Genomic DNA, 23,756 nt, shown 5'->3' with positions numbered 1-23,756 from the left:
GAGGCGCCGCCCGCCGTTCGCCGGGCGGGGTGAGAAGTGACCAGGACCCCCGCCTCCCAGGACTCGGTCGCCTCCTCGAGGAGGCCTCTGGCGCCTCTCGCCCTCGCCCAGTTCATCTGCAGCTTCGCGGGCTCGAACATGAACGTGATGATCAATGACATCGGCGAGGACCTGGACACGACGGTGGAGGGCGTGCAGGGCACGATCACCCTGTTCTTGCTGATCATGGCGGTGCTCATGATCCCCGGCAGCAAGCTGACCGACCGCTGGGGCCGCAAGAGGTGTTTTCTCGCCGGTCTCACCCTGTACGGGATCGGCGCTCTGATCAGTGCGTTCTCGCCCAGCCTCGCAGTGCTGGTCCTCGGCAACTCGGTGCTCGAGGGGGTGGGCACGGCACTGCTGATCCCGCCCGTCTACATTCTCGCGACGATGGCGTTCGACGATCTCCCGTCGCGCGCCCGGGCCTTCGGCCTGATCAGCGGACTGGGCGGCGTCGGGGCCGCGGCGGGCCCGCTGATCGGAGGGTTCATCGCGACGGCGATCGACTGGCGGGCCGCGTTCCTCTTCCAGGCGGTGGTCGTCGCAGTGATCATCCTCCTCAGCCGGCGGATCGTCGATCCCGTGGCCCCGGATCCGTCACGCCCCTTCGACGCCGCCGGGGCGGTCCTGTCGGCGGTCGGCATGTTCTTCGTGGTGTTCGGAATCCTCCAGGCCGGCAGCGACGCCGTACTGATGGCGGCGTTCCTCACCGCCGGAGCCGGTTTCCTGGTCTGGTTCTTCCTGCACATCCGCTCCCGGGAGCGCGCGGGGAAGGAGGCGCTGCTGACGATGGGGCTGTTCCGGAACCGCACGTCCAATCTCGGTCTCGTCACCCAGAACATGCAGTGGCTGGTCCTCATGGGCACGTCGTTCGTCGTCGCCGTCTTCCTTCAGACGGTCCGCGGATACAACGCGATCGAGACGGGCGTCATCTTCACCGCGGCGACCGCGGGTGTCCTGCTCACGTCGCTGGCCGCGGAGCGGCTCGCCCGGAAGCACTCGCAGAAGGCCCTGATCTCGGCGGGTTTCATCATGACCGTGGCCGGGATCGCGATCCTGCTCGTCCTGGTCGGGGCGTCGTCGAGGGTCGTCGCCTTCGCGCCGGGGCTGCTGCTGATCGGGATGGGCGTGGGCGTGATGCTGACCCCGTCGGTCAACCTCGTGCAGTCCAGCTTCCCCGAGGAACTGCAGGGCGAGATATCCGGGTTGTCGCGCAGTGTCTCCAACCTCGGCTCGTCGTTCGGCACGGCGATCGCCGGCACGATCCTCGTATCCGGGCTGGCCGAGGGGAACCGGTCCTACGCGCTCGCCATGATCGCTCTCGCGGTCTTCGCCCTGGTCGGCCTCGCCGCCGCCGTCAGCCTCCCCGCCGGTTCGAAGTAGCCGTCCACTCCGCGCCGCCCGGAGGATCCCGGTCCGTCCGCGCCACTCAGGCACGGACGGACCGGGGCGCCCGCCGGTCCACGTGCCGGTCACCGGTCGGGGAACGCGGTGCGCGCTCTACGGTCCGCTTGCCTCGGCGCGGTCGAGCTGCTCGTCGAGGGCGATGGCCGCGGCGATGAGCGCCAGATGGGTGAACGCCTGCGGGAAGTTGCCGAGCTGTTCGCCTGACGGACCGATCTCCTCGGCGAACAATCCGACGTGGTTGGCGTAGGTGAGCATCTTGTCGAAGGCGTAACGGGCCTGGTGCAGCCGTCCGGCGCGGGCGAGGGCCTCGACGTAGAGGAAACTGCACAGGTTGAAGGTCCCCTCGGAGCCGCGCAGCCCGTCGGGGGAGGCTGCGGGGTCGTAGCGGTAGACGAGGCTGTCGCTGACCAGTTCCTCATCCATCGCGTCGAGGGTGCTCAGCCAGAGCGGGTCGCGCGGCGAGATGAACCCGACACGGGGCATGAGCAGGAGGGAGGCGTCCAGCACGTCGGTGGCGTAGTTCTGGACGAAGGCCTGCCGCTGCGGGTTCCAGCCGCGGTCGATGATCTGGTTGAAGACGGCGTCGCGGGCGCCCGTCCAGCGGGCGAGGTCGGCGGGACGGGAGTAGGTGGTGGCCATGCGGATGCCGCGGTCGAAGGCGACCCAGGTCATCAGGCGGCTGTAGGTGAACTCCTGGCGTCCGCCACGGGTCTCCCAGATGCCTTCGTCGGGGCGGTCCCAGGTGTCGGCCAGCCAGTCCAGCACCCCGGCGAAGGACCGCCAGCCGCGGATGCCCCCGATCTCCTGGGCCTGGGCCAGGGCGTCGGCGGCCTCGCCGTAGATGTCGAGCTGGAGCTGGTCGGCGGCCGCGTTGCCGGCGCGGACCGGCCCGGACTTCTGGTAGCCCTCCAGGTGGCCGAGGACCTCCTCGGTCAGGTACGGGTCGCCGTCGATCCGGTACATGATCTGCAGTGGCTCACCCGAGGTGCTGCCGGCGTCGAGGCGTTCGCGCAGCCAGGTCCGGAAGGCCTGGGCCTCCTCGACGAAGCCGAGGTCGATCAGGGCCCGGACGGACAGGGAGGCGTCGCGGATCCAGGTGTAGCGGTAGTCCCAGTTGCGTTCGCCGCCGATCTGCTCGGGCAGGCCCATGGTGGCGGCGGCGATCGGCGCGCCGGTGGGCGCGTAGGTGAGCAGTTTGAGGGTGATCGCCGAACGGTTGACCATGTCCTTCCAGCGGCCGCGGTATCGGGACGTGCGCAGCCAGTCGTGCCAGAAGTCGCGGCAGGCTTCGATGCTGGCGCGCACCTCGTCGGCGGTCGGGGCGGCCATCGGGTGGTAGCCGCTGCTGTCGGTGGTCAGGACGACGGCGGCCGTCTCGCCGGCCTGGAGGGTGAAGTCGGCGATGACGTCCTCGCCGTCCTGGCGCAGCGCGAGGGGTCCGGTGGTCTGCAGGTGGAGGTCCGTGCGGGGACCGTGAAAGAGGGCGGATCCGTCGTCGAGGAGGGTGAGGTTGTGCGGTGCCCGCCCGTAGTCGAAGCGGGGGCGGCAGACGAGCGTGAAGGGCAGGCTGCCGCGGACCACCCGGGCGACCCGCACCAGGCGGTGCTGGTCGGAGGGCGTGGCGGAGGGGTTGGGTTCCATGAAGTCGGCGACCTCGCCGACGCCGCCGGGCGCCATAAAGCGGGTGACGAGGATGGCGGTGTCGGGCAGGTAGAGCTGCCGGACGGTCGCCCCGGCGATGCGGTCCACGTCGGCGGCGAGCCGGCAGTGCCCGCCGCGCTCGCTGTCGAGGAGGGAGGCGAACAGGCTCGGCGAGTCGAACCGGGGCGTGCACCACCAGTCGATGGTCCCCGTTCCGGAGACGAGCGCGGCGGTCTGCAGGTCCCCGATCATGCCGTGGTCCGCGATCTGCGGGTAGCCGTTCATGGATTCCTCCGTTGTGCGCCGGATGTGCCGAGCGGCTGCCTCCGGACGTATCGGGCGACCGACGCCGGGGGGGGACGGAGCAGTTGTCTCCAGGCTAACTTCCCGGTGTGCCGTGAAGCCGGACCGGGGTGACGGCCGGCCGCCGCTCCCCTCCTCTCGCGATCACCGGATCGTGCCTGGGACGGGGAATTCGGAGCCCTCCGCCCTGGAGACGAGGCCCCGGTGGCCGGATCCCGGCACCGCCCGGTAACCGGCCGCCCCGAGGGGCCGGTTACCGGGAAAGCGCTACGGGCATCATGTCCATAAATGGGATTTATAGGGCATTAAGTACTTAATGTTATTTAGCTGTCAAAAGTGGAGAAATCTCCGAAGAGGGGTATTCCGTGCGGCCCTTCGCCGACATGTCGCGTTTCCGCTCCGCCGCGCGGAGGCGTACGGCGGACGAGGTTCGCCGTACGCGCAGACAGCATTCTCGCAATGGAGGACGCAGGCCATGAGCAAGACAGGCGTTTCAGCGGTTCGGACCTCCAGGGTCGCCGCCTCGGGGGAGGCCGACGGCCATCCCGCCTGGCACCAGGCCGATGTGGCGACGGTGACCCGGGAGTTCGAGGTCCGGCTCGACCGGGGGCTCAGCGCCGAGGCCGCGCACGACCGCCTTCAGGCTCACGGCCCCAACGCACTGGCCGCCAGGAAGAAGGAGTCCGTCCTCCAGGCGTGGCTGCGCCAGTACCGGGACTTCATGCAGCTCGTGCTGCTCGCCGCCGCCGTCATCAACCTGATCGTCACGCGCGACGTCGGGACCTCCGCGGTCCTCGCCGGGCTCACCGTCTTCAACGCCGTGGTCGGTCTCCGCCAGGAGGCGAAGGCGGAGGAGAGCGTCAAGGCGCTCTCCCGGATGATGAAGACGGTCGCCCGGGTCCGCCGGGACGGTCAGGTCGTCGAGATCGACGCCGAAGGACTCGTGCCGGGCGATGTGGTGCTGGTCGAGGCGGGTGACCGGGTTCCGGCGGATGGCCGGATCTGCGTCGCGGCGTCACTGGAGATCGAGGAGGCCGCCCTCACGGGCGAGAGCCTGCCGGTCGTCAAAGGGGTCGAGCCCGTGCCGGGGAAGGATGCGCCGCTCGGCGACCGCACCTGCCTCGGATTCATGAACACGTCCGTCACCCGGGGCCGGGGCGAGCTGGTCGTCACCACGACCGGGATGGACACCGAGATCGGCCACATCGCGGATCTCCTGGCCGACACGGAGGCCGAGAAGACGCCGCTGCAGAAGCAGCTGGACGCGCTGTCGAAGATCATCGCGACGATCGCCGGGATCGCCCTCGCGCTGGTGGTCGTGCTCGGGCTGCTCCAGGGCAAGCCGTTCGACACCCTGTTCATCACCGGCGTGGCCCTCGCGGTCGCCGCCATCCCGACGGGTCTCCCTGCGGTCGTGACGGCGCTGCTGTCGATCGGCACCCGGGAGATCGCGCGCCGGAACGCGGTCATGAAGCGCCTGCCGGCGGTGGAGACACTGGGTTCCACCTCGATGGTCTGCTCGGACAAGACGGGCACGCTGACGCTCAACAAGATGACGGCCAGGGAGATGGTGATCCCCGGCCAGAACCGGTTCACGGTGTCGGGCGAAGGCTACGGCACCGCCGGCGAGATCAAGCATGTCGGCGGGGCGCACATCGACCTCGATCCGTACCTGCTGCCGATGGTCCTGTGCGCGGACGCCGTACTGGACGGGGAGAACCTGGTGGGGGACCCGACGGAGGGCGCACTGATCGTGCTGGCCGCCAAGGGCGGCCTCGACGTCGCGGGCACGCGCGGCGCCTACCCGCGCGTCGGCGAGGTGCCGTTCGACGCGGCCTACAAGTTCATGGCGACGTTCCACGAGATGACCGGCGCGAACGGGGAACCGGTCGTCCGGTGCTACGTCAAGGGCGCTCCCGACGTGCTCATCGCCCGCGGGACCTCCTACCGCGCCCCGGACGGATCACTGGTGCCGGTGACGGATGGGAACCGCTCACTCGCGCTGGAGGCGAACGACCGCATGGCCAGGGCGGGCGAGCGGGTCATGGTGGTGGCCCAGCGCGACCTCGACCCGGCCGCGTTCGACCCGGGCGGCGACCTCATCGGCCTGGTGCGGGACCTGACGCTGCTCGCGATGGTCGGGATCGTCGACCCCCCGCGGCCGGAGGCCAGGGCCGCGATCGCCGAGTGCAGGGAGGCCGGCATCCGGGTACGGATGATCACCGGTGACCATGTGACGACCGCGGGCTCCATCGCCGCCGAACTCGGCATCCCCGGCCGGGCGATCACCGGGGCGGAGTTCGCGTCGCTGACCGATGACGAACTGCGCGGGCAGCTGAAGGAGATCGGGGTCATCGCGCGGGTGGCCCCGGAGGACAAGCTGCGCCTGGTCCGGCTGCTCAAGCAGACCGGCAACGTGGTGGCCATGACGGGCGACGGGGTGAACGACGCCCCCGCCCTGAAGGCGGCGGACATCGGTGTGGCGATGGGGATCACCGGCACCGAGGTGTCGAAGGAAGCCGCCGTGATGATCCTCACGGACGACAACTTCGCCACGATCGTCGGCGCCGTGGAGTACGGGCGTGCGCTCTACGACAATCTGCTGAAGTATCTGCGCTTCCAGATGGCGACCCTGGTCGCCTACATCGCGATCTTCATCGCGGCCGCCGTGCTCGGGATCGCCGGCGGCATCCCGCTCACCCCGCTGCAGATCCTGTGGGTGAACATGGTCGTGGACATCCCGGTCGCGATCGCCCTGGGATTCGACGAGCCGACACGCGGTCTGATGAACCGGGCCCCCCGGCCGGTCGGCGCGCCGGTGCTGTCCCGGGCGAACTGGGTCAGGCTGTGCCTCCAGGGGGCGGTGATGACGGCCGGGTCGCTGGCCGCCTACCAGATCGGCGCCGGCGGCCCCGGTTCCCCGGTGGCCCCCACCATGCTCCTGACCACGCTCTCGCTCTTCCACGTCGCGGCCGGGCTGCTGGCCCGCGACCAGCTGAACACGGTCTTCTCCCGCGCGGCCGTACCGGGTCCGACCCAGTTGCGCCGGTACGCTCTCGCCCTGGTCCTGGTCATCGCGGTGACCGAGATCGGACTGCTGCAGCGCATCTTCGGCACCACCGGTCTGAGCGTCGCCCAGTGGGGGACGTGCATCGGGCTCGCGGCGAGTCTCGTCGTGCTCGAAGAACTGCTCAAAGTCGTCCTCCGGCACCGCGAATACGCAAGGCGGCAGGAAGTACGGTGAGGCCCGCGGCCCGCACGTCTCCCCACTGCGGCCCGGCGCCGGTAACCGCGCAGCACCCATCCACCGGACCGAACCCGAAGGGATCGCTCAGCGCGTTCCCCGCCGCCGGTTCCTCCTCAGCCCCGCGGGGCGTTCGAGCGCGGGGCCAGCAGGAGCCGGCAGGCGAGCCGGATGTCGCTCTCGGTGCCGGCGGCGGGGAGCCGCCCGTTGAGGCTGGACTGCAGCACGCCGTACCAGCACTGCAGCAGGAGGCGGACGAGGGTGACGTCCCGGACGGTGGGGTCGTCGATGCCGAGGACCCGCAGGACGATGCCGTGGAAGGTGTCGTCGATCCGGGCGGCGTCGGCGACCGCGGCGGCGTTGGCCGCGTTCGCCGACTGGAGCATCGCGGTCGCCAGGGCGGGCGTGCGCAGCAGCTGCCGGCTGGCGCTCACCAGCACGTCGCCGACCGCATCCTCGGGGCTCGTACCGGGCGCGGGCTCCGGGAGGCTCTCGCCGAACCGGTCGATCTGCTCGGCCATGACGGCGGTGAACAGGTGGGTCTTGGAGGGGAAGTACCGGTACAGCGTGCCGATCGCCACGCCCGCGGCCTTCGCCACCTCGTGCATCTGCACGCGCTCCAGGCCCTTCTCCGCCCCGAGGTGCGCGGCCGCGCGGAGGATGCGCAGGTGCCGGGCGCGCTGCTCGGGCGAACTGGGCTCGGCGGGCGGCCTGGCTTCGGCGATCCTCGGCACGTTCTCCCCCGGTCGTCTGCGATGCCGGATAGACAATACACACGGCCCGGCGCGGGGCCGCCAAGCCCGGATACCGGTCAGCGGGACGTCCCCGGCCCCGCTTCCGGCGCGTACCGGGCCGCTCGGACGGGACCCGCACGCCGGACCGCTCAGATGAGGTCGTCCTCGACGGTCAGGCCGAAGGCGCTCCTGCCGTACATCGCCAGGGCCCGCTCGACGTCGTTGGCCACGTGCACGCTGCCGGCGTGGGCGTCGCGCCAGGCGCGCTCAATGGGGTTGCCGCGCCGGAGCGAGTTCCCCCCGGCCGTCTTGAACAGCAGGTCGATCGCCTCCACCGCCCGCTCGGTCCCGCGGACCTGGTCCCTGCGGGCGCGCAGCCGCAGCTCCATCGGGATCGCGTCGCCCCGGACCGCGTGCCGGTACACCTCGCGCACGTTGCGGTCCGTCTGCAGGATCGCCGCGTCGATCTCCGAGGCGGCCCGCGCGACGGCCACCTGGGCGAACCGGTCCTCGGCGAACCGGCCGCCGCCGAGGCTGAGCCGTACCCGGTCGCGCATCGCGGCGAGGTAGGCGTCGTAGCAGCCCGCCACCGCGCCGATCACCGGCGCGGTGATCGCGGAGGTGAACAGCGTCGCGAACGGCATGCGGTACAGCGGACCGGTGTTGACCTTCTGGCCGGGACCGCGCAGCTGGGCCTGCTCGTAGTTGCGCATCACGCGGTGCGCGGGGACGAAGGCCCGCTCGACGGTGAGGTCGTTGCTCCCGGTGCCGCGCAGGCCGATCACGTCCCAGACGTCGTGGACCGCGTAGTCGGCGCGGGGCACCAGCACGCTCATGAAGTCGACCGGCCTGCCCTCCGCGCCGACCACCGTCGCGCCCAGCACGGCCCAGGACGCGTGGTCGCAGCCGGAGGAGAAGCTCCACCGGCCGGACATCTCGTAGCCGCCCTCCACCGGGGTGAGCCGTCCCATCGGCGCGTACGACGAGGAGATCAGAGCGTCCGGGCTCCCGCCCCAGACCTCGTCCTGCGCGGCCTCGGCGAACATGCCGGCCTGCCACTGGTGCACGCCGAGCAGGGAGGCGACCCAGCCGGTGGAGCCGCACGCGCCGGAGATCTCCCGGATCACCTCGAAGAACCCCGCCGGGTCGCTCTCGGCGCCGCCGTACCGCTTGGGCTGCAGCATCCGGAAGACCCCGGCCGCGGCGAGCTCGGCGACCGTCTCCTGTGGGATCCACCGGTTCTCGTCGGCGGACCGGGCCCGCCCGGCGATGCCCGGCAGCAGCGCGCGCACCGGCTCCAGGACCTCGTCGCTCATGGTCTGCGCTCTCCATCTCCGTGTCCGCTCGTGTCCGCTCGTGCCGTCAGGTGCAGACCACGATGGTGCGCCGGGCGGCGGCGGGCCCGGTGCGGCCGTCCCGGCCACCGGGACTCCCGGCCCGTACGGCGCCGCCCCGGCCTACCGTTTCGCGGATGGTCCGGGGATTCGGCGGCCCGCGAGCGCGGGAAGCCGGGAAGCCGGGAAGCCGGGAAGCCGGGAAGCCGGGAAGCCGGGAAGCCGGGAAGAGCGTGCGCCTGGAGGGATGGGTTCAGCGTGACTGCAGCCGAGACCGATCGGGACGGGGTCCGCGCCATCGAGGCCGGCGCCGTACCCGCACGCTTCGCCCGGGGCTGGCACTGCCTGGGCCTGTCCGAGCGGTTCAAGGACGGCCGGCCGCACACCGTCGACGCCTTCGGCGCCAAGCTCGTGGTCTTCCGGAGCGGCGACGGCCGGCTCAACGTGCTCGACGCCTACTGCAGGCACATGGGCGGGGACCTGTCCCGCGGCACGGTCAAGGGCGATGAGATCGCCTGCCCGTTCCACGACTGGCGCTGGGGCGGCGACGGCCGCTGCAAGAAGATCCCCTACGCCCGCCGGGTCCCGCTGCGCGCCCGCACCTCGGCCTGGACCACGCTGGACCAGGACGGCATGCTGTTCGTCTGGAACGACCCCGAGGGCAACCCGCCGCCGCCCGGCGTCACGATCCCCCGCATCGAGGGCGCGACGCGCGAGGACTGGACCGACTGGGTCTGGCACGAGACCCTCGTCGCCGCGAACTGCCGCGAGGTCATGGACAACGTGGTCGACATGGCGCACTTCTTCTACGTGCACTACTCGTTCCCGACGTACTTCAAGAACGTCTTCGAAGGCCATGTCGCCACCCAGATCATGAAGGGCCTGAGCCGCCCGGACGCCCGGCCGCCCGCCAAGGAGGGTCGGCCGGGGATGCTCGGCAACACCTCCGTGGCGGCCTACCACGGGCCGTCCTTCATGATCGACGATCTGACCTACCACTACGAGGGCATGGACATCGACTGCGTCCTGATCAACTGCCACTACCCCGTCGACGCGGACTCCTTCGTGCTGCAGTCCGGCATCATCGTGCAGCGCAACGAGCGGCTGGGCGGCGCCGGGGCCGACGAGATGGCCGTACGGCTGGGCGACTTCATCCTCAAGGGCTTCGAGCAGGACGTCGAGATCTGGAAGAACAAGGCCCGTGTCGACAACCCGCTGCTGTGCGAGGAGGACGGGCCCGTCTACCAGCTGCGCCGCTGGTACGAGCAGTTCTACGTGGACGCCGCCGACGTCGCGCCGGAGATGGTGGAGCGCTTCGAGTTCGAGCTGGACACCACCCGGCCGGTCGAGGCGTGGAAGAAGGAGGTCGAGGAGAACCTCGCCCGCAGGGCCGCCGCCCGGGGCGGGACCGCATGACGATCCACCAGGACGAACGGCTGCTGGACGGCCCGCCGATGCGCCCGGTGCGCTGCCGGACGTGCGGCGCGGCGGTGCGGGCGCGCAAGGCCAGCTGGCAGCAGACCAGCATCCAGTGGAGTGCCGAGGCCGTGGAGACCTGCCTGGAACGGCAGGCCTCCGTCCCGGGCGACGGCCCGAACGGGGGCCTGTTCCCCGCCTGCGAGGCGCTGCGCGAGTCGATCGTCCGGGCGGCGCTGGACGGGGAACTCCCCGTGCCGGACGACCCCGGGGACGGGTGATCCCCCGCGGGTGAGCGGACCGGGGAAACCGCCCGCCCCGCTCGCCTGTGAGCGCGAACCTCTGCCACCGCAGGGGCATCCAACCGAATGTGACAAGAACTCAGCAGGTACTCGCTCTGTCCGTGCTCTCCCTCGTGTCGGCCGGGACACTGATCATGCCACCCGCGCACGCGGTCACGGTCGGTGACGCCGGTTGCCCACCCCAGCCAAGGCGGAAGCCGAACGGTCCCGGGCGGGCAGGTCCGAGCGGCCACCGAGGGGCGCCACCGCCATCGGCGGAGTCCTCGTCACCCACATCCCGAAGGGTTTCTCCCTGGGCCGGATCGTCGTCGACCGGCACGACGGTCTGAGCGAGTACGGCTACCAGTGGACGGACACCCGTGACGAGGTGGACCGGAAGCACAGGTCCCTGTGGGTGCGAGTGGTCTGCTGGCCGGACGCCCGCAAACTCTCACAGCTGAGAGACGCCCCGTTCCACCTCGGCACGTTCTCGGGTGATCCGAAGACCGCGAAGATCGGTGGCCGCACGGTCCTCACCCAGAAGGGCGACGGCGCGCTCGGCCACGGGCGGTACGTCGGCTGGGTCGAGCGGAAGGGGACCGTGGTCACCGTGATGGCCAGCCGGCCGCTCGTCCCCGAACTCGGGAGGATCATCAGGGGAATCCGGCTGCCCTGAGCGACTCCGCGCGATCCAGGCGGCGCGGTTCCGCCATGCGGGCTCTTCGAGCTTAACCGGGGTTGAGCGCCGGAGCGTGCCCCTGATGGGGTGAGTGCTTGGGAGCTCGCGGCTCTCGTTGATCATTCCTGTTGTCGAAGCAAGATCTCACAACAGAAGAGCCGCGAGCGTGGTCAACGATACGACTCGGCTGCTGGGCCTGGAAGGCGCGGCAGTCACCAAGGTCGATACCGAATCGTCATCGGCTGGCTGCAGGGGCCCGCGGGCAGCGGCCCCAACGGCATGTCCTCGCCGAGCGGTTGTTCCGCTTCTACGACCGGTGCGCCGCCCTAGCCTGTCCGAACCCGCACGTCCCGGATCCTGCGGGTCAGCGAAAAATCGGCCTACGTCTGACACAAGGCCTGGCGGACCGGCAGCACATCACCGCCATCCCCAGCAAAATCGGTGACATCACCAGATCCGGCTCGTTCTCGCCCATTACGAACACGGCTATCTCAAATGAAAGTCACTGAGATCACCTCACTATACCGAAACCCTGACAAGGAGTGCACCGGAGAGAACCGCATCCGAACTCGATCCTAATCACATCCCCTTTATCCATAAATATCGGTGAGTGCCTTCATTTCCCATGACACAAATCCTCCTGAGCGAATCGAGAAATGACATCTCCCCCACAGAAAAAGGATGGCGAGAATTCATTAGAGTTTCCACTTCCGATACGACCGACTCCATTTGAAGGCGATTGAACATCGTGTCGCCATACGCATCTATATGCGCAATCAAAGGACACATATCCCTATCTACGGAAGTCGATACAAGGATCTCAAGTGGAACAACAACCTCATCTGACAGGGGCTTACGGAACTCACTGAACAGCTGCATCTTTATGCTTGCCATGGATTACACCGGATACATGGCGATCACACGCCCCTGCTTATCCCGAATTACCGCATACCTGGTGCTCAAATGACCACCCCTTCGTTTCGAGCGACCAATGACCCTACCTGCATCCACATAGTGGATTATAGCTCCTTGACCATTCTGGTACTTGCCCAACTTTCCAGCGGTCTTCTGTGCCGGCTTGCCGAGCACTTCTTCATCCACGCCCTCGCTCCATACCCCATAGGATCTCCCTGCTATTTCTTTGAAACCATTGAAATCCCACCTAGCGCAAGCGAGAACATCCGAACGATCACCTTCCGAACATCCGGGTCTCGATCGAGCCGCTCCAGCGACGCAAATCTCCTCGGATCAATATCGATTGTGGCGATTCCACCAGCATCCTCGCCATCCACGATCGAGAAGATCAAGAGGCATCGATAGGCTCGAATAACCCCTTCTCGCTCCTCACGCATCAGCGATTGAAGGAATACGACCTCTTCCTTGACCTGGCCGCGAAGTGCCTCCACCGAGGTCCACCGAGTCGCCCAGCCTCGCCCCTCCGCCTCCAATTGGATCTCGAGCAGTGTATCGAAATCGATCTGACACACACGAAAGTCAAGGTCAGTCGAATGAATCATGGACACCAGAACACCATTCCCCACCGTAGACGTCGATACGCATTCTCTTATTCGGGTCGATACGCCCATCTCTAATTCTTCGCAGGAGTTCGTCCCCACGGTGATGACCTTCAAGAATTTTCCCATTACACGAGATGACAATTCCGTCTCCATCCGCGGCATCGTTGATCACTTTCAAGAGCTCTTCGTGATACCACTGCGATGCCGGGTCTCGAGTCGACTGTCCCTCCTTGTACTTCGCAGCGAGATCACTGGCCTTCTCGTAGATTGTCGACCAACAGCCAGCGTTGTGAACGAGGACATCCACCTCACCGACCTCCACATGATATGTGTGGAGATCTCCCACGGTAAGGTTTCGGGTCCGCTGCTCGCCGGCCGTCCATCTGGCCACGGCGGTGACTTGGACACGAACTCCGGCGCTGGTAAGGATGCGGACGCAAAACCCTTGATCACACAGCCGGTCGATCCGTGCGCCGTTCACCAAAGAACCGCGATGTGCCATGCGCCACAATTATCGTTGGAACGATTCTTTTCTCATCACTCGAAATACTGCTGCCAGAAAAGCACAATCAAGGACAGCTGAAATCCTGGCACATCCGCGATTTCTCACCGGTTTTCTTCGGCCGCCGCGCGGCCGGCGCGGCGGCCGAAGAACGTGCCGTCGCCCAGTGACGTCCCGCTGACGTAGCCGTCGCCGTGCAGGCCGGAGCTGGCCCGGCCCGCCGCGTACAGGCCCGGGATCGGCCGCCCGGACTGGTCCAGCACCGCCCCGTCGGGGGTGGTGTGCAGCCCGCCCAGGGTGAACCCGGCCACGCCCGTGTCCCTCCGGTCGCCCGCGCCGAACCCCAGGCGCGGGTCGATCGCCGCGAAGGGCGGCCGGAGCGGCCGGAGCCACCTGCGGTCCTTGTGGAAGTAGGGGTCCTCGCCCCGCTCCGCGTGCCGGTTGTAGACGCCGACCGCCATCTCCAGCGCCCCGGCGGGCACGCCGAGCGCCTCCTCCAGCTCCGCGAGCGTCTCGGCGGCGAACGCCGGGCGCACGCCCCACAGGTCCCGCCGGGGGACGTCCTCGTAGCCCTCCTCATCGACGACCACCCAGTACGGCCCCGGCTGGTGCAGCACGGCGGCGGCGCTGAACACGCCCGGATAGACGTCCTCGTTGACGAAGCGCTGCCCCAGCCCGTTGACCAGCAGACCGCGCACGGCCAGCGCGGGCAGGGCGGTCAGCGCGATCTGTACGGCGGACATGCGGCGGGTGGCGGCGCCGAGCGCCGCCGCCATCCGGATGCCGCCGCCGTCGTCGAGGCCGTCGCTGACCTTGCCGTGCCCCAGCAGCACCGGGGCGTGCAGGGCGAGCATCTCCTCGGAGTCGACGAAGCCGCCGGTGGTGAACACCACCGCCCGGCGCGCGCGGTAGGCCGCCCGCTCGCCGTACCGGCGGGCCAGCACGCCCGCGACCCGGCCGTCCTCGCCGACGACGAGGTTGGTGGCCAGGGTGTCGGCGTGGTCGGCGGCCCCGGCCTCCCGGGCGGCCGCGACCAGCTTCTCCATGAGGAGCCAGCCGCCGAACGACTCGGTCGCGGGCCGGTGCCCGCGCGGGGCGGGCCGGGCGAGCGTGCTGTACGGCCAGGCGTTCTCCCCCAGCCACATCAGCCCGTCCGCCGTCGGCGGCACCCAGCTCGGCGCGTCGAACAGCCCCTCGTTGAAGGTGACCCCGCGCTCGCACAGCCACTGGAAGTGCTCGACGCTGCCTTCGCAGTACAACCGGATCTTCTCGGTGTCGGCGTGCGGGCCGAGCGCCGCGGCCAGGTAGGCGAACATGTCGCCGGGGGTGTCGTCGAAGCCGCAGGCCTTCTGCAGCGCCGTACCGCCACCGAGGTAGATCTCGCCGCCGGACAGCGCCGAGGAGCCGCCGGGGCCGCCGGCGCGCTCCAGCACGGTGACCCGGGCCCCGGCGATGGCGGCCTCGTACGCCGCGGCGGCGCCCGCGCAGCCGAAGCCGACGACGAGCACGTCGCACTCGTGGTCCCAGGCGCCGACGGAGTCGGCGCGGACCGGTTCCACCGGCGGCACGGCGCTCATGCGCGCGGGGTGAAGGCCGCCAGCGGCTCGGAGCCGGACCAGTCGTGGCCCCAGTAGCTGTCCGCGGTGATCTCCTCGGCGGTGTAGTGCGTCTCGTCGACGAGCATGCCGTCGGTGCCGTACTCGATGTCCCAGCCGCCCGGCGCGCGTACGTAGAAGGAGATCATCTTGTCGTTGGTGTGCCTGCCCAGGGTGGAGGAGACGGAGAAGCCGAGCCGGTTGACGTTGTCCAGCGCCCGTCCCACGGCGTCGAGGCCGTCGACCTCGACCATGAGGTGCACCAGGCCCGGTTCCTCCCCGTGCGGGGCGGGGCAGACCGCGAGGCTGTGGTGGCGCCGGTTGACGCCCATGAAGCGCACCCGCGGCCCCTTCCCCCCGCCGACCCGCATTGCGCCGCGCGGCAGGAAGCCGAGCACCTCGGCGTAGAAGGAGACCGTCTCGTCCACGCGGGTGGAGGGGATGACCACGTGGCCCATGCCCTGCTCGCCGGTGACGAACCGCTGGCCCATCCCGGTGAGCACCGGGGCGTGGTCGAGGACGGGGCCGAAGAAGACCTCGACCGGGGTGCCCGCCGGGTCGTCGAACGCGATCACCTGCTCGGCGTCGCGCTCGGCCGACTCCCGCGCCGAGAGCACCTTGACCGCCGTGCCCGACGCCTCGACCGCGCGGCCGACCGCGGCCAGGGCGAACTGGTCGCGGACCTCCCAGCCGACGGCCAGCACCCGGTCGGTCTCGCCGGGCAGCACGATCAGCCGCGACCGGCGTTCGTCCATGCGCAGGTAGAGGCCGTCCGGGTCCGGCCCGCCGCCCTCGGCGAAACCGAGGGCGTCGATCGCCAGCTCGCGCCAGCGTCCCACGTCGCGCGTCTGGACCTTCAGGTAGCCTAGCCCGCGGATCTGCGTCATCTCATCACTCCGAGTTCGTTCGTCGGCGGTACTAGATCCGGCACTAGATCATCGAGCGCAGCGGGCCCGGCGGGGGCTCGATGCCCAGGTCGGTGAGGGCGGCGGCGTGGAAGACCGCGCCGGGCACGTGGATGGCGTGGGCCAGGCCCATGTGCGCGTCGCGCCAGAAGCGCTGGACCGGGTTGTCCGCGCGCATCGCGTTGCCCCCGGAGCGGGCCATGATCTCGTCGACCGCGCGTACGGCGCGCCAGGCCGCCTGGACCTGGATCCGCCGACCGGCCGCGCGCTCGGCGAAGGAGACCTCCCGCCCGGCGGCGACGGCGTCGTACATCCGCGACACGTTGTCGAGCAGCGCGCACCGGGAGGCCGCGATCTCCCCGGCCGCCTCGCTGACCGCGTAGAGCACGTACGGGTCGTCCCGGACCTTCGTGCCGGTGATCTGCACCCGTCCCCGCTGGTAGGCGAGGTGGTGGGCGAGGGCGCCTTCGGCGATGCCGACGACGGCGGCGGTGATGCCGAGCGGGAAGGCGCAGGAGAACGGGACGTGGTAGGTCGGGCTGGTCAGCCCCGCCTCCCTCGGCGCGCTCCCGTCGATGACCTTGGCGAACGGGATGACCCGGTAGTCCGGGACGAACGCGCCGGAGACGACGACGTCCTTGCTGCCGGTGCCGCGCAACCCGACCACGTCCCAGGAGTCCTGCACGATCTCGTAGTCCGCGCGCGGCAGGATCAGGTGGAGCGAGACGGGCGGCTGGACCGGCCTGCCCCCGGCGTCGCCGAGCAGCCCGCCCAGGAAGATCCAGTCGCAGTGGTCGGTGCCGGAGGAGAACTGCCAGCGGCCCGTGAGCACGTAGCCGCCGTCGACCGGGCGGGCGACGCCCATCGGCGCGTACGGCGAGGCGATCCAGGTGTCCTGGTCCTCCCCCCAGACCTCCTGCTGCACCCGGGGGTCGGCGAAGGCCATCTCCCACGGGTGCACCCCGACGATCCCCGCCACCCAGCCGGTCGAGCCGTCGAGCGCGGCGACGCCCATCACGGTCTCGGCGAACTCCCTGGGGTGGGACTCGAAGCCGCCGTACGCGGCCGGCTGGAGCATGCGGATCACGCCGGCGTCCCGCAGCGCCTTGGCCGCCTGGTCGTCCAGCCTGCCGAGGGCCTCGCCTGCGACGCCGAGCGCGGCGATCTCCTCGGCGCGTTCCGTGATTGCGTCGAGCACGTGGTTGGTCATGGCGGTCCTCACTTCTCCGCGAGGGCGACGGCGATCTCGATGAGCTGGTCCTCCTGGCCGCCGACGAGGTTGCGGCGCCCCGCCTCCAGGAGGATCTCGGTGCCGGAGACCCCGTACCTGGCGGCCTGCCGGTCGGCGTGTTTGAGGAAGCTGGAGTAGACCCCGGCGTAGCCCATGGTGAGCGAGAGCCGGTCGAGCAGGCACTCGCCGTCCATGACCGGGCGGACGGCGTCCTCCGCGGCATCGATGATCTTCGGGACGTCGATGCCGGTCCGGATGCCCAGCTTCTCGGCGACCGCGGCGAACGCCTCGACGGGGGTGTTGCCCGCCCCGGCGCCGAAGCGGCGCGTCGAGCCGTCGATCTGGAGGGCTCCGGCCCGGACGGCGATGACGGAGTTGGCGACGCCGAGCCCGAGGTTCTCGTGGCCGTGGAAGCCGACCTGGGCGTCGGAGCCGAGCTCGGCCACCAGGGCGGCGACCCGGTCGCCGGTCTGCTCCAGGATCAGCGCGCCGGCGGAGTCGACGACGTACACGCACTGGCAGCCGGCGTCGGCCATGATCCGCGCCTGCTTCGCGAGGACCTCCGGCGGGCGGCTGTGCGCCATCATCAGGAAGCCGACCGTCTCCAGGCCCAGGTCCCGGGCCAGGCCGAAGTGCTGGACGGAGATGTCGGCCTCGGTGCAGTGCGTGGCGATCCGGCAGACGGCGGCGCCGTTCCCGGCGGCCTCGCGGATGTCGTCCAGGACGCCGAGGCCGGGCAGCATCAGGAAGGCGATCCTCGCCCGGCGCGCGGTCTCGACGGCGGCCCTGATCAGCTCCTGCTCGGGGGTGCGGCTGAAGCCGTAGTTGAACGACGAGCCGCCGAGGCCGTCGCCGTGGGAGACCTCGATGACCGGCACCCCGGCGGCGTCGAGGGCCCCGACGACGGAGCGGACGTCCTCGACGGTGAACCGGTGCTGTTTGGCGTGCGAGCCGTCGCGCAGCGACGAGTCGGTGACGCGGACGTCGAGGTCGGCGCTGTAGGGCATGGACGGGTCTCCTTGACTCGGACGGGGGCTCGCGGGCTCCGGGGACTCGCGGGCTCCGGGGTCGCGCGGGCTCCGGGGTCGCGCGGGCTCTCGGGCTCGGGTGGGAGCGGCGGCTCAGGCGGGGGCCCGCCGGGCGAGGATGCGCCGTGCGAAGCCCTCGCCGACCCGGGTGGCGGCGGCGGTCATGATGTCGAGGTTTCCGGAGTACGGCGGGAGGTAGTCGCCCGCGCCCTCGACCTCGAGGAAGACCGCGACCCGGGCGAGCCCGCCGCTCACCGGCGCGGGATCGTCGAACTGGGGCGCGGCGCGCAGCCGGTAGCCGGGCACGTAGGACGCCACCTCGGCGGTGACCTCCTTGATCGAGGCGGCGATCGCCTCGCGGTCGGCGTCGGCGGGGATCGCGCAGAACACCGTGTCCTGCATGATCATCGGTGGCTCGGCGGGGTTGAGGATGATGATCGCCTTGCCGCGCGCGCGCCGCCGACCCGCTCGATGCCGTGGCGGGTGGTGATCGTGAACTCGTCGATGTTCGCCCGCGTCCCCGGGCCGGCCGACGGGGAGGCGACGCTGGCGACGATCTCGGCGTAGGCCACCTCGGTGACCCGGGAGACGGCGTGCACGATCGGGACGGTGGCCTGCCCCCCGCAGGTGATCAGGCTGACGTTGGGCGCGTCCAGGTGGGCGCCGAGGTTGACCGCGGGCACGACCGCGGGGCCCAGCGCGGCGGGGGTCAGGTCCACGGCCTGGATGCCGAGCGCCTCGTAGCGGGGGGCGTTCTCCCGGTGCACCCGGGCGGAGGTGGCCTCGAAGACGAGGTCGGGCCGCTCCCGCCCGGACAGCAGCCGGTCGACGCCCTCGGCGCAGGCGTCCAACCCTTCGGCGGCGGCCCGTTTCAGGCCCGGGCTCCCGGGGTCGACTCCGATCATCCAGCGGGGCTCGATCGACTCGGAGCGGAGCAGCTTGTACATCAGGTCGGTCCCGATGTTCCCCGATCCGACGATCGCGGCGGTCGCCTTGCTCAAGGTCTCGTCCCCTCATTCGAATCGGGCGGTCACGGAGCCGAGCCCGGCGAACTCGGCGCGGAAGACGTCGCCGGGGCGCACGTCCACGGCCCGGGTGCAGGAGCCGGGCAGGATCAGGTGCCCGGCTTCGAGCTTCACCCCGAAGGAGGCGACCTTCCCGGCCAGCCAGGCCACGGCGGTGGTGGGGTTCCCCAGGACGGCCGAGGTGTCGCCGCGCGCGACCTCGGCGCCCCCGCGGTACAGCACGGCCTCGATCCCGGCCGGGTCCAGCTCGCCGGGGCGCATGCGGGCCGCGCCCAGGACGACGCCCGCCGAGGAGGCGTTGTCGGCGACCGTGTCGGCCAGGCCGATCCGCCAGTCCCTGATGCGGCTGTCGATCAGCTCGATGCTCGGCACGATGTACTCGGTGGCGGCGAGCACGTCGGCCTCGGTGCAGCCCGCGCCGGGCAGGCTCGCGCCGAGCACGTAGCCGATCTCGACCTCGACGCGCGGGTGGCAGTACGCCCCCGCCGGGATCGGGGCGTCCTCGGCGAGCACCATGTCGTCGAGCAGGTGGCCGTAGTCGGGTTCGCCGACTCCCATCATCCGCTGCATGACCTCGGACGACAGGCCCACCTTGTGCCCGCGCACCCGGGCGCCGCCGGCGAGCCTGCGGCGGATGTTGAGCAGCTGGATCTCGTAGGCGTCGACGACGTCGATGCCGGGGAAGGCGGCGGTCAGCGGCTCGATCGGCGCCCGGTCCCGCTCCGCCGCCCGCAGCAGCGCGGCCGCGGACGCGCGTTCCGCCGGATCCAGCATCGCAGCCTCCTGGCGTCGGGGTTCGCACCGCGCCCGGACCGGCGGCGCCCCGGGCCGCGGGGCGCTCCCGTCCCGGTCCCTCCCGTCCGGGGTCAACAGTCCCAGCGCCGCGCCGCCCGCGGCGGTGCCCTCCCGCTCAGTGGGAGGGCACCGGGGCGCCCCGGCCGGTCAGGCGTCGTAGGTGATCCTGAGCCGCTCGCTGACCGGGACCGCCTGGCAGGCGAGGATGAGGCCGTCGGCCAGGTCGCGGTCGTCGAGGACCTGGTTGCGCTCCATCACGACCTCGCCTTCGACGAGCACGCAGGCGCACGCGCTGCAGGACCCCTCACGGCAGGAGTACGGCGCGTCCAGCCCCGCGTCGAGGAGCACGTCGAGCAGGCGCTCTCCGCGAGGCCAGGCCACGGTCCGCGTCTCGCCGTCCAGCTCGACCTCGACCTCGACCTCGACCTCGACCTCGACCTCGACCCCGACCCCGACCCCGACTCCGGCCCCGGCCTCGACCCCGACCCCGACTCCGGCTCCGGGGGCGGAGGCGGGCCGGACGTCGAACGGATCGGTGGCCAGTGAGGTGAAGCGCTCGGTGCGCACCCGCTCGGGCGGCACGCCGAGGCCGGTGAGGGCCGCGACCGCGAGGTCCATGAACGGCCCGGGGCCGCAGACGAACGCCTCCCGCCCGGCGTACGGCCCGGCCACCGCCGCCAGCCCCGTCGCGGTGGGCAGGCCCTGCACCGATTCCAGCCAGTGCAGCACGGCCAGCCGGTCGGCGTGCTCCCGGGCCAGCGCGGCCAGTTCGTCCCGGAAGATCACCGAGTTCTCGTCCCGGTTGGCGTAGACGAGGACGGCCGATCCGGTCCCGGCGTGCAGGCAGGACTTGAGGATCGACATGACCGGCGTGATGCCGCTCCCGGCCGCCAGCAGCAGGAAGTCGCCGTCGAGCGTGCGGGGGGTGAAGGCGCCGGAGGGCCGCAGCACCTCCAGGACGTCGCCCTCGGTGACGTGGTCGCAGATCCAGTTCGACCCGTGACCGCCGGGGATCCGCTTGACGGTCACCTTGAGCTTCTCGTCGCAGGCCGGGGAACTGGACAGCGAGTAGCAGCGTGCCGTGCCCCCCTCTCGGCCGCCGGGGATCCGGATCGTGAGGAACTGCCCGGGCCGGTAGCCGAACCGGCCGCGGTCGCCGTCGGCGGGTTCGAGCACCAGCGAGTGCGCGTCCGCGGTCTCGCGCACGACCTCGACGACGCGCATCCTGAGCGGTCCGGGCTGCGCCATGCTCGTCTCCCCTCCGGGGCCTCAGCGGGCCCGCCGCGCGGCGTGCCGGGCCGCGATGTACCCGAAGACGATCGAGGGACCGATCGTGGCGCCGGGACCGGCGTACTCGTTTCCCATCACCGAGGCCGAGGCGTTGCCGGTGGCGTACAGGCCCTCGATCACCGACCCGTCCGCGCGCAGCACCCGGCTGTGCTCGTCGCAGACCAGGCCGCCCTTGGTGCCGAGGTCGCCGGCCTCGATGCGGACCGCGTAGTACGGCGGGCGGTCGATCACGTCGAGGTTCGGGTTCTTCAGCGTGGGGTCGCCGTAGTAGCGGTCGTGGGCGCTCTCCCCCCGCCCGAAGTCGGCGTCCCGGCCGGCGCGGGCGAAGCCGTTGAAGCGCTCGACGGTCTCGGCCAGGGTGTCCGGGGGCACGCCGATCCGCTTGGCCAGCTCGGCGACCGTGTCGGCCCGGTGCACCACGCCCGCGTCGTAGAACGCCTGCGGGATCGGCGCGCCGGGCAGGATCTGCGCGAACGGGTAGCGGGCACGGGCCCTGGCGTCCATCACGAACCACGCCGGGACGTGCCCGCCCGCCAACTGCTCGTGGACGAAGTTCACATACGGCGCGGACTCGTTGGCGAACCTCCGCCCGTCCGCCGAGACGATGATCGACCGCGGGATGCAGCGTTCGGAGACCAGCGGGATGGCCGCGCCCGCGGGGTGCCGGACCGCCGGCATCCACCAGGCGTCGTCCATCAGGTCGAGCGCGGCGCCGGCCCGCTCCCCCGCCAGGATGCCGTCGCCGGTGTTCTCCCGGGCCCCCATGCTGAAGTCGGCCTGACCGCCCTCCGGCAGGTACTTCGCGCGCAGTTCGGGGTTGTGGTCGAAGCCGCCGGTGGCCAGCAGCACGCCGTACCGGCCGCGCAGCCGCAGGGTGCGGCCCTCGCGCTCGACGACGACGCCGGTGACGGCGCCGCGCCCGTCGACGACGAGGTCGGTCATGGACGTCTTCAGCCAGAGCGGGACCCCCGCGTCCTTCAGCGCCATGCGCAGCCGCGCGACGAGCGCGCGCCCGCCGGTCGCCATGTGGCGGCGGCGCACCAGGTTGGAGGCGACCCGCCAGGCGGCCACGAGCGTGGCGCGGCGCCCGCGCCAGGTGCGCTTGGCCATCGCCAGGTCGTGGTAGTCCTTCGCGGTGATCCACAGGCCCAGCGGGCCCTTCAGGCTGTTGGGGCGCTGGTGCCTCTCGTCCGGCCCCAGCCTGCGGGTGTCGAACGGCAGCGCCTCGATGGACCGGCCCAGCGCGCGGCCGCCCTCCAGCTCGGGATGGTAGTCGGCGTACCCCTTGGTCCAGGAGAAGCGCATCCACCTGCTCCGGCCGAGCAGCTCCATCGCGGCCGGGCCGTGGTCGACGTAGGCGTCGAGCCGCGCGGCGGGCACCCTCCCGGCGGTGAGCGCGTCGAGGTAGCGGCGGACGGCCTCGCGGTCGTCGTGCTGGCCCTCGGCGCGCAGCACGGGGTTGCCGGGGATCCAGACGCCGCCGCCGGAGATCGCGGTGCTGCCGCCGTACCGCGAGCCCTTCTCGACGATCAGGGGCTCCAGCCCCTCGGCGGCCGCGGTGAGCGCGGCCGTCATGCCGCCGCCCCCGCTGCCGACGATGACGAGGTCGAACTCGGCGTCCCACTCCCGCCCGCTCACGGCCGGCTCGCTCCGCTCGTTCACGAGACCTCCTCGCGGGTCAGGAAGGCCAGCACGGCGCTCTCCCAGGCCGCCCGCTGCTCGATCATCACCCAGTGCCCGCAGTCCGGGAAGACGTGCAGCTCGGCGCCGGGGATGGCCCGCATCGGCACCAACGCCATGTCGAGTGGGCTGACCCGGTCGTCGCGGCCCCAGGTGATCAGCGTCGGAGCCTTGATCCGGTGCAGCGTCGCCCAGTACGGCGGGGCGTCCGACCGCGCGGCGGCGGCGCGGGCGGCGAGCGCGGCGCGGCCGTACAGCCGGCGGGAGGCGGCGAGCGTGTCCGGGTCGGTGGCCTGCGCCCAGCGCTCCTCGACCATCTCCTCGGTGACCAGGGCCGGGTCGTAGACCATGGAGTGCAGCCAGCGCACGAGCGCCTCGCGGGTTGGATGCTCGACGAACTCCGTGAGCAGCCTGATGCCCTCTCCCGGACCGGGGCTGAACAGGTTCACGCCCAGCCCGCCGATGGTGATCAGGCGGCGCACGCGGGCGGGATCGGAGATCGCCACCTGGGCACCCACGATCCCGCCCATGGAGTTGCCGATCACGTCGGCCCGTTCGATCCCGAGCCCGTCGAGGAGGCGGAGCACCGCGCCGGGCGCGGCGGCCATGGGGTGGGCGCCGGTGGGGTCGCTGACGCCGAAGCCGGGGAACTCCAGCACCAGGCAGCGGAAGCGCTCGGCGAGGGCGGCCAGGTTGCCCCGGTAGTTCCGCCAGCCGGTGACACCGGGCCCCGACCCGTGCAGCAGCAGCAAGGGCGGGCCGTCACCGGCCTCGTGGTAGCGCAGCACGCCCTCGTCGGTCGCGAGTTCACGCGGCTTCGGCCCGTGGATCGGCTCGCGGCCCGGCCCGTGGTTCCGCCCGTGGTTCTCCCCGTGGTTCCGCCCGTGAATCGGTCCGTGACTCGGCTCCGTGCTCATCATCCGCCTCGGTCCACCCGCCTCGGTCCACCCGCCTCGGTCCACCCGCCTCGTCGCCGGGAACAGCCGACTGGAACAGCCGACGGGAACGACCGGTGGGAACGGCCGGCGGGAACGGCCGGCGGGAGTGCCGGCCTCGCAGGAACGTAACCGGGGCCGCCGCCCGGTCGCGGCGGCGGTCCCGGCCAGCGGG

18 protein-coding genes and 1 pseudogene are annotated in these 23,756 nt (G+C 71.1%); 5 read left to right on the top strand and 14 right to left on the bottom strand.

All coding sequences use genetic code 11. The features are described from left to right. Positions 1 to 36: 36 nt before the first annotated feature. Complete coding sequence (locus ACWJ6R_RS02470) at positions 37 to 1,422, top strand: MFS transporter (RefSeq protein WP_449060636.1); 1,386 nt, start codon at positions 37 to 39, stop codon at positions 1,420 to 1,422. A 117-nt stretch (positions 1,423 to 1,539) separates the two neighbouring features. Here the strand turns inward: ACWJ6R_RS02470 and ACWJ6R_RS02465 are convergent, their stop codons facing one another. Further along, positions 1,540 to 3,372, bottom strand: a complete 1,833-nt coding sequence (locus tag ACWJ6R_RS02465; protein WP_449060635.1) for a glycoside hydrolase family 15 protein — start codon at positions 3,370 to 3,372, stop codon at positions 1,540 to 1,542. Between the two features lie 493 nt (positions 3,373 to 3,865). On the opposite strand from ACWJ6R_RS02465, the gene ACWJ6R_RS02460 reads away from it, so the two are divergent. Continuing rightward, positions 3,866 to 6,634: a cation-translocating P-type ATPase gene (locus ACWJ6R_RS02460; RefSeq protein ID WP_449060634.1), complete on the top strand. Its 2,769-nt coding sequence runs from the start codon at positions 3,866 to 3,868 to the stop codon at positions 6,632 to 6,634. Between the two features lie 116 nt (positions 6,635 to 6,750). Here ACWJ6R_RS02460 and ACWJ6R_RS02455 read toward each other — a convergent pair whose 3' ends face one another. Beyond that, positions 6,751 to 7,368 carry a TetR family transcriptional regulator gene (locus tag ACWJ6R_RS02455; RefSeq protein WP_449060633.1) on the bottom strand — a complete coding sequence of 206 codons (618 nt, stop codon included), beginning with the start codon at positions 7,366 to 7,368 and terminating at the stop codon, positions 6,751 to 6,753. Between the two features lie 149 nt (positions 7,369 to 7,517). Next, complete coding sequence (gene hsaA / locus ACWJ6R_RS02450; protein WP_449060632.1) at positions 7,518 to 8,684, bottom strand: 3-hydroxy-9,10-secoandrosta-1,3,5(10)-triene-9,17-dione monooxygenase oxygenase subunit; 1,167 nt, start codon at positions 8,682 to 8,684, stop codon at positions 7,518 to 7,520. Between the two features lie 276 nt (positions 8,685 to 8,960). Here hsaA and ACWJ6R_RS02445 point away from each other — a divergent pair, with 276 nt between their 5' ends. The 3 genes from ACWJ6R_RS02445 to ACWJ6R_RS02435 all read left to right on the top strand — a co-directional run bounded on the left by ACWJ6R_RS02445 (position 8,961) and on the right by ACWJ6R_RS02435 (position 11,075). Beyond that, on the top strand, positions 8,961 to 10,118 hold the full coding sequence (locus tag ACWJ6R_RS02445; RefSeq protein WP_449060631.1) for a Rieske 2Fe-2S domain-containing protein: 1,158 nt from the start codon (positions 8,961 to 8,963) through the stop codon (positions 10,116 to 10,118). Beyond that, complete coding sequence (locus ACWJ6R_RS02440) at positions 10,115 to 10,399, top strand: ferredoxin (protein ID WP_449060630.1); 285 nt, start codon at positions 10,115 to 10,117, stop codon at positions 10,397 to 10,399. Before ACWJ6R_RS02445 ends, ACWJ6R_RS02440 begins: the two co-directional genes overlap by 4 nt. A gap of 193 nt (positions 10,400 to 10,592) precedes the next feature. After that, positions 10,593 to 11,075, top strand: coding sequence for a hypothetical protein (locus tag ACWJ6R_RS02435; protein WP_449060629.1), 483 nt, complete (start codon positions 10,593 to 10,595; stop codon positions 11,073 to 11,075). A gap of 1,136 nt (positions 11,076 to 12,211) precedes the next feature. On the opposite strand, the gene ACWJ6R_RS02430 is transcribed toward ACWJ6R_RS02435, so the two are convergent. The 11 genes and pseudogenes from ACWJ6R_RS02430 to ACWJ6R_RS02380 all read right to left on the bottom strand — a co-directional run bounded on the left by ACWJ6R_RS02430 (position 12,212) and on the right by ACWJ6R_RS02380 (position 23,434). Continuing rightward, positions 12,212 to 12,595, bottom strand: a complete 384-nt coding sequence (locus tag ACWJ6R_RS02430; RefSeq protein WP_449060628.1) for a hypothetical protein — start codon at positions 12,593 to 12,595, stop codon at positions 12,212 to 12,214. After that, the gene (locus ACWJ6R_RS02425) at positions 12,579 to 12,986 is read right to left on the bottom strand and encodes a hypothetical protein (protein WP_449060627.1); all 408 of its coding nucleotides are present in this window, start codon (positions 12,984 to 12,986) and stop codon (positions 12,579 to 12,581) included. Before ACWJ6R_RS02425 ends, ACWJ6R_RS02430 begins: the two co-directional genes overlap by 17 nt. 215 nt (positions 12,987 to 13,201) lie before the next feature. Next, entirely contained in the window at positions 13,202 to 14,674 is a 1,473-nt protein-coding gene (locus tag ACWJ6R_RS02420; RefSeq protein WP_449060626.1) for an FAD-dependent oxidoreductase, read from the bottom strand. After that, a complete protein-coding gene (locus tag ACWJ6R_RS02415) occupies positions 14,671 to 15,579 on the bottom strand; it encodes a VOC family protein (RefSeq protein WP_449060625.1) in 909 nt (302 codons plus the stop codon). The genes ACWJ6R_RS02420 and ACWJ6R_RS02415 overlap by 4 nt, the downstream gene beginning before the upstream one ends. A gap of 43 nt (positions 15,580 to 15,622) precedes the next feature. Beyond that, positions 15,623 to 16,807 (bottom strand): acyl-CoA dehydrogenase family protein, encoded by a 1,185-nt coding sequence (locus tag ACWJ6R_RS02410; RefSeq protein WP_449060624.1) that lies wholly within the window; start codon positions 16,805 to 16,807, stop codon positions 15,623 to 15,625. An 8-nt stretch (positions 16,808 to 16,815) separates the two neighbouring features. Further along, entirely contained in the window at positions 16,816 to 17,835 is a 1,020-nt protein-coding gene (gene dmpG / locus ACWJ6R_RS02405; protein ID WP_449060623.1) for a 4-hydroxy-2-oxovalerate aldolase, read from the bottom strand. A 114-nt stretch (positions 17,836 to 17,949) separates the two neighbouring features. Further along, positions 17,950 to 18,803 (bottom strand): annotated as a pseudogene (locus tag ACWJ6R_RS02400) (acetaldehyde dehydrogenase (acetylating)). A gap of 66 nt (positions 18,804 to 18,869) precedes the next feature. Next, positions 18,870 to 19,655: a 2-keto-4-pentenoate hydratase gene (locus ACWJ6R_RS02395; RefSeq protein ID WP_449060622.1), complete on the bottom strand. Its 786-nt coding sequence runs from the start codon at positions 19,653 to 19,655 to the stop codon at positions 18,870 to 18,872. Between the two features lie 168 nt (positions 19,656 to 19,823). Continuing rightward, the gene (locus tag ACWJ6R_RS02390) at positions 19,824 to 20,924 is read right to left on the bottom strand and encodes a 2Fe-2S iron-sulfur cluster-binding protein (RefSeq protein WP_449060621.1); all 1,101 of its coding nucleotides are present in this window, start codon (positions 20,922 to 20,924) and stop codon (positions 19,824 to 19,826) included. A gap of 21 nt (positions 20,925 to 20,945) precedes the next feature. Then, the gene (locus ACWJ6R_RS02385) at positions 20,946 to 22,628 is read right to left on the bottom strand and encodes an FAD-binding protein (protein ID WP_449060620.1); all 1,683 of its coding nucleotides are present in this window, start codon (positions 22,626 to 22,628) and stop codon (positions 20,946 to 20,948) included. After that, on the bottom strand, positions 22,625 to 23,434 hold the full coding sequence (locus ACWJ6R_RS02380) for an alpha/beta fold hydrolase (protein WP_449060619.1): 810 nt from the start codon (positions 23,432 to 23,434) through the stop codon (positions 22,625 to 22,627). The genes ACWJ6R_RS02385 and ACWJ6R_RS02380 overlap by 4 nt, the downstream gene beginning before the upstream one ends. Between the last annotated feature and the right edge of the window lie 322 nt (positions 23,435 to 23,756).

Source organism: Planomonospora algeriensis (genome assembly GCF_977012225.1).
This window is presented reverse-complemented; position numbering and strand designations above follow the sequence as displayed.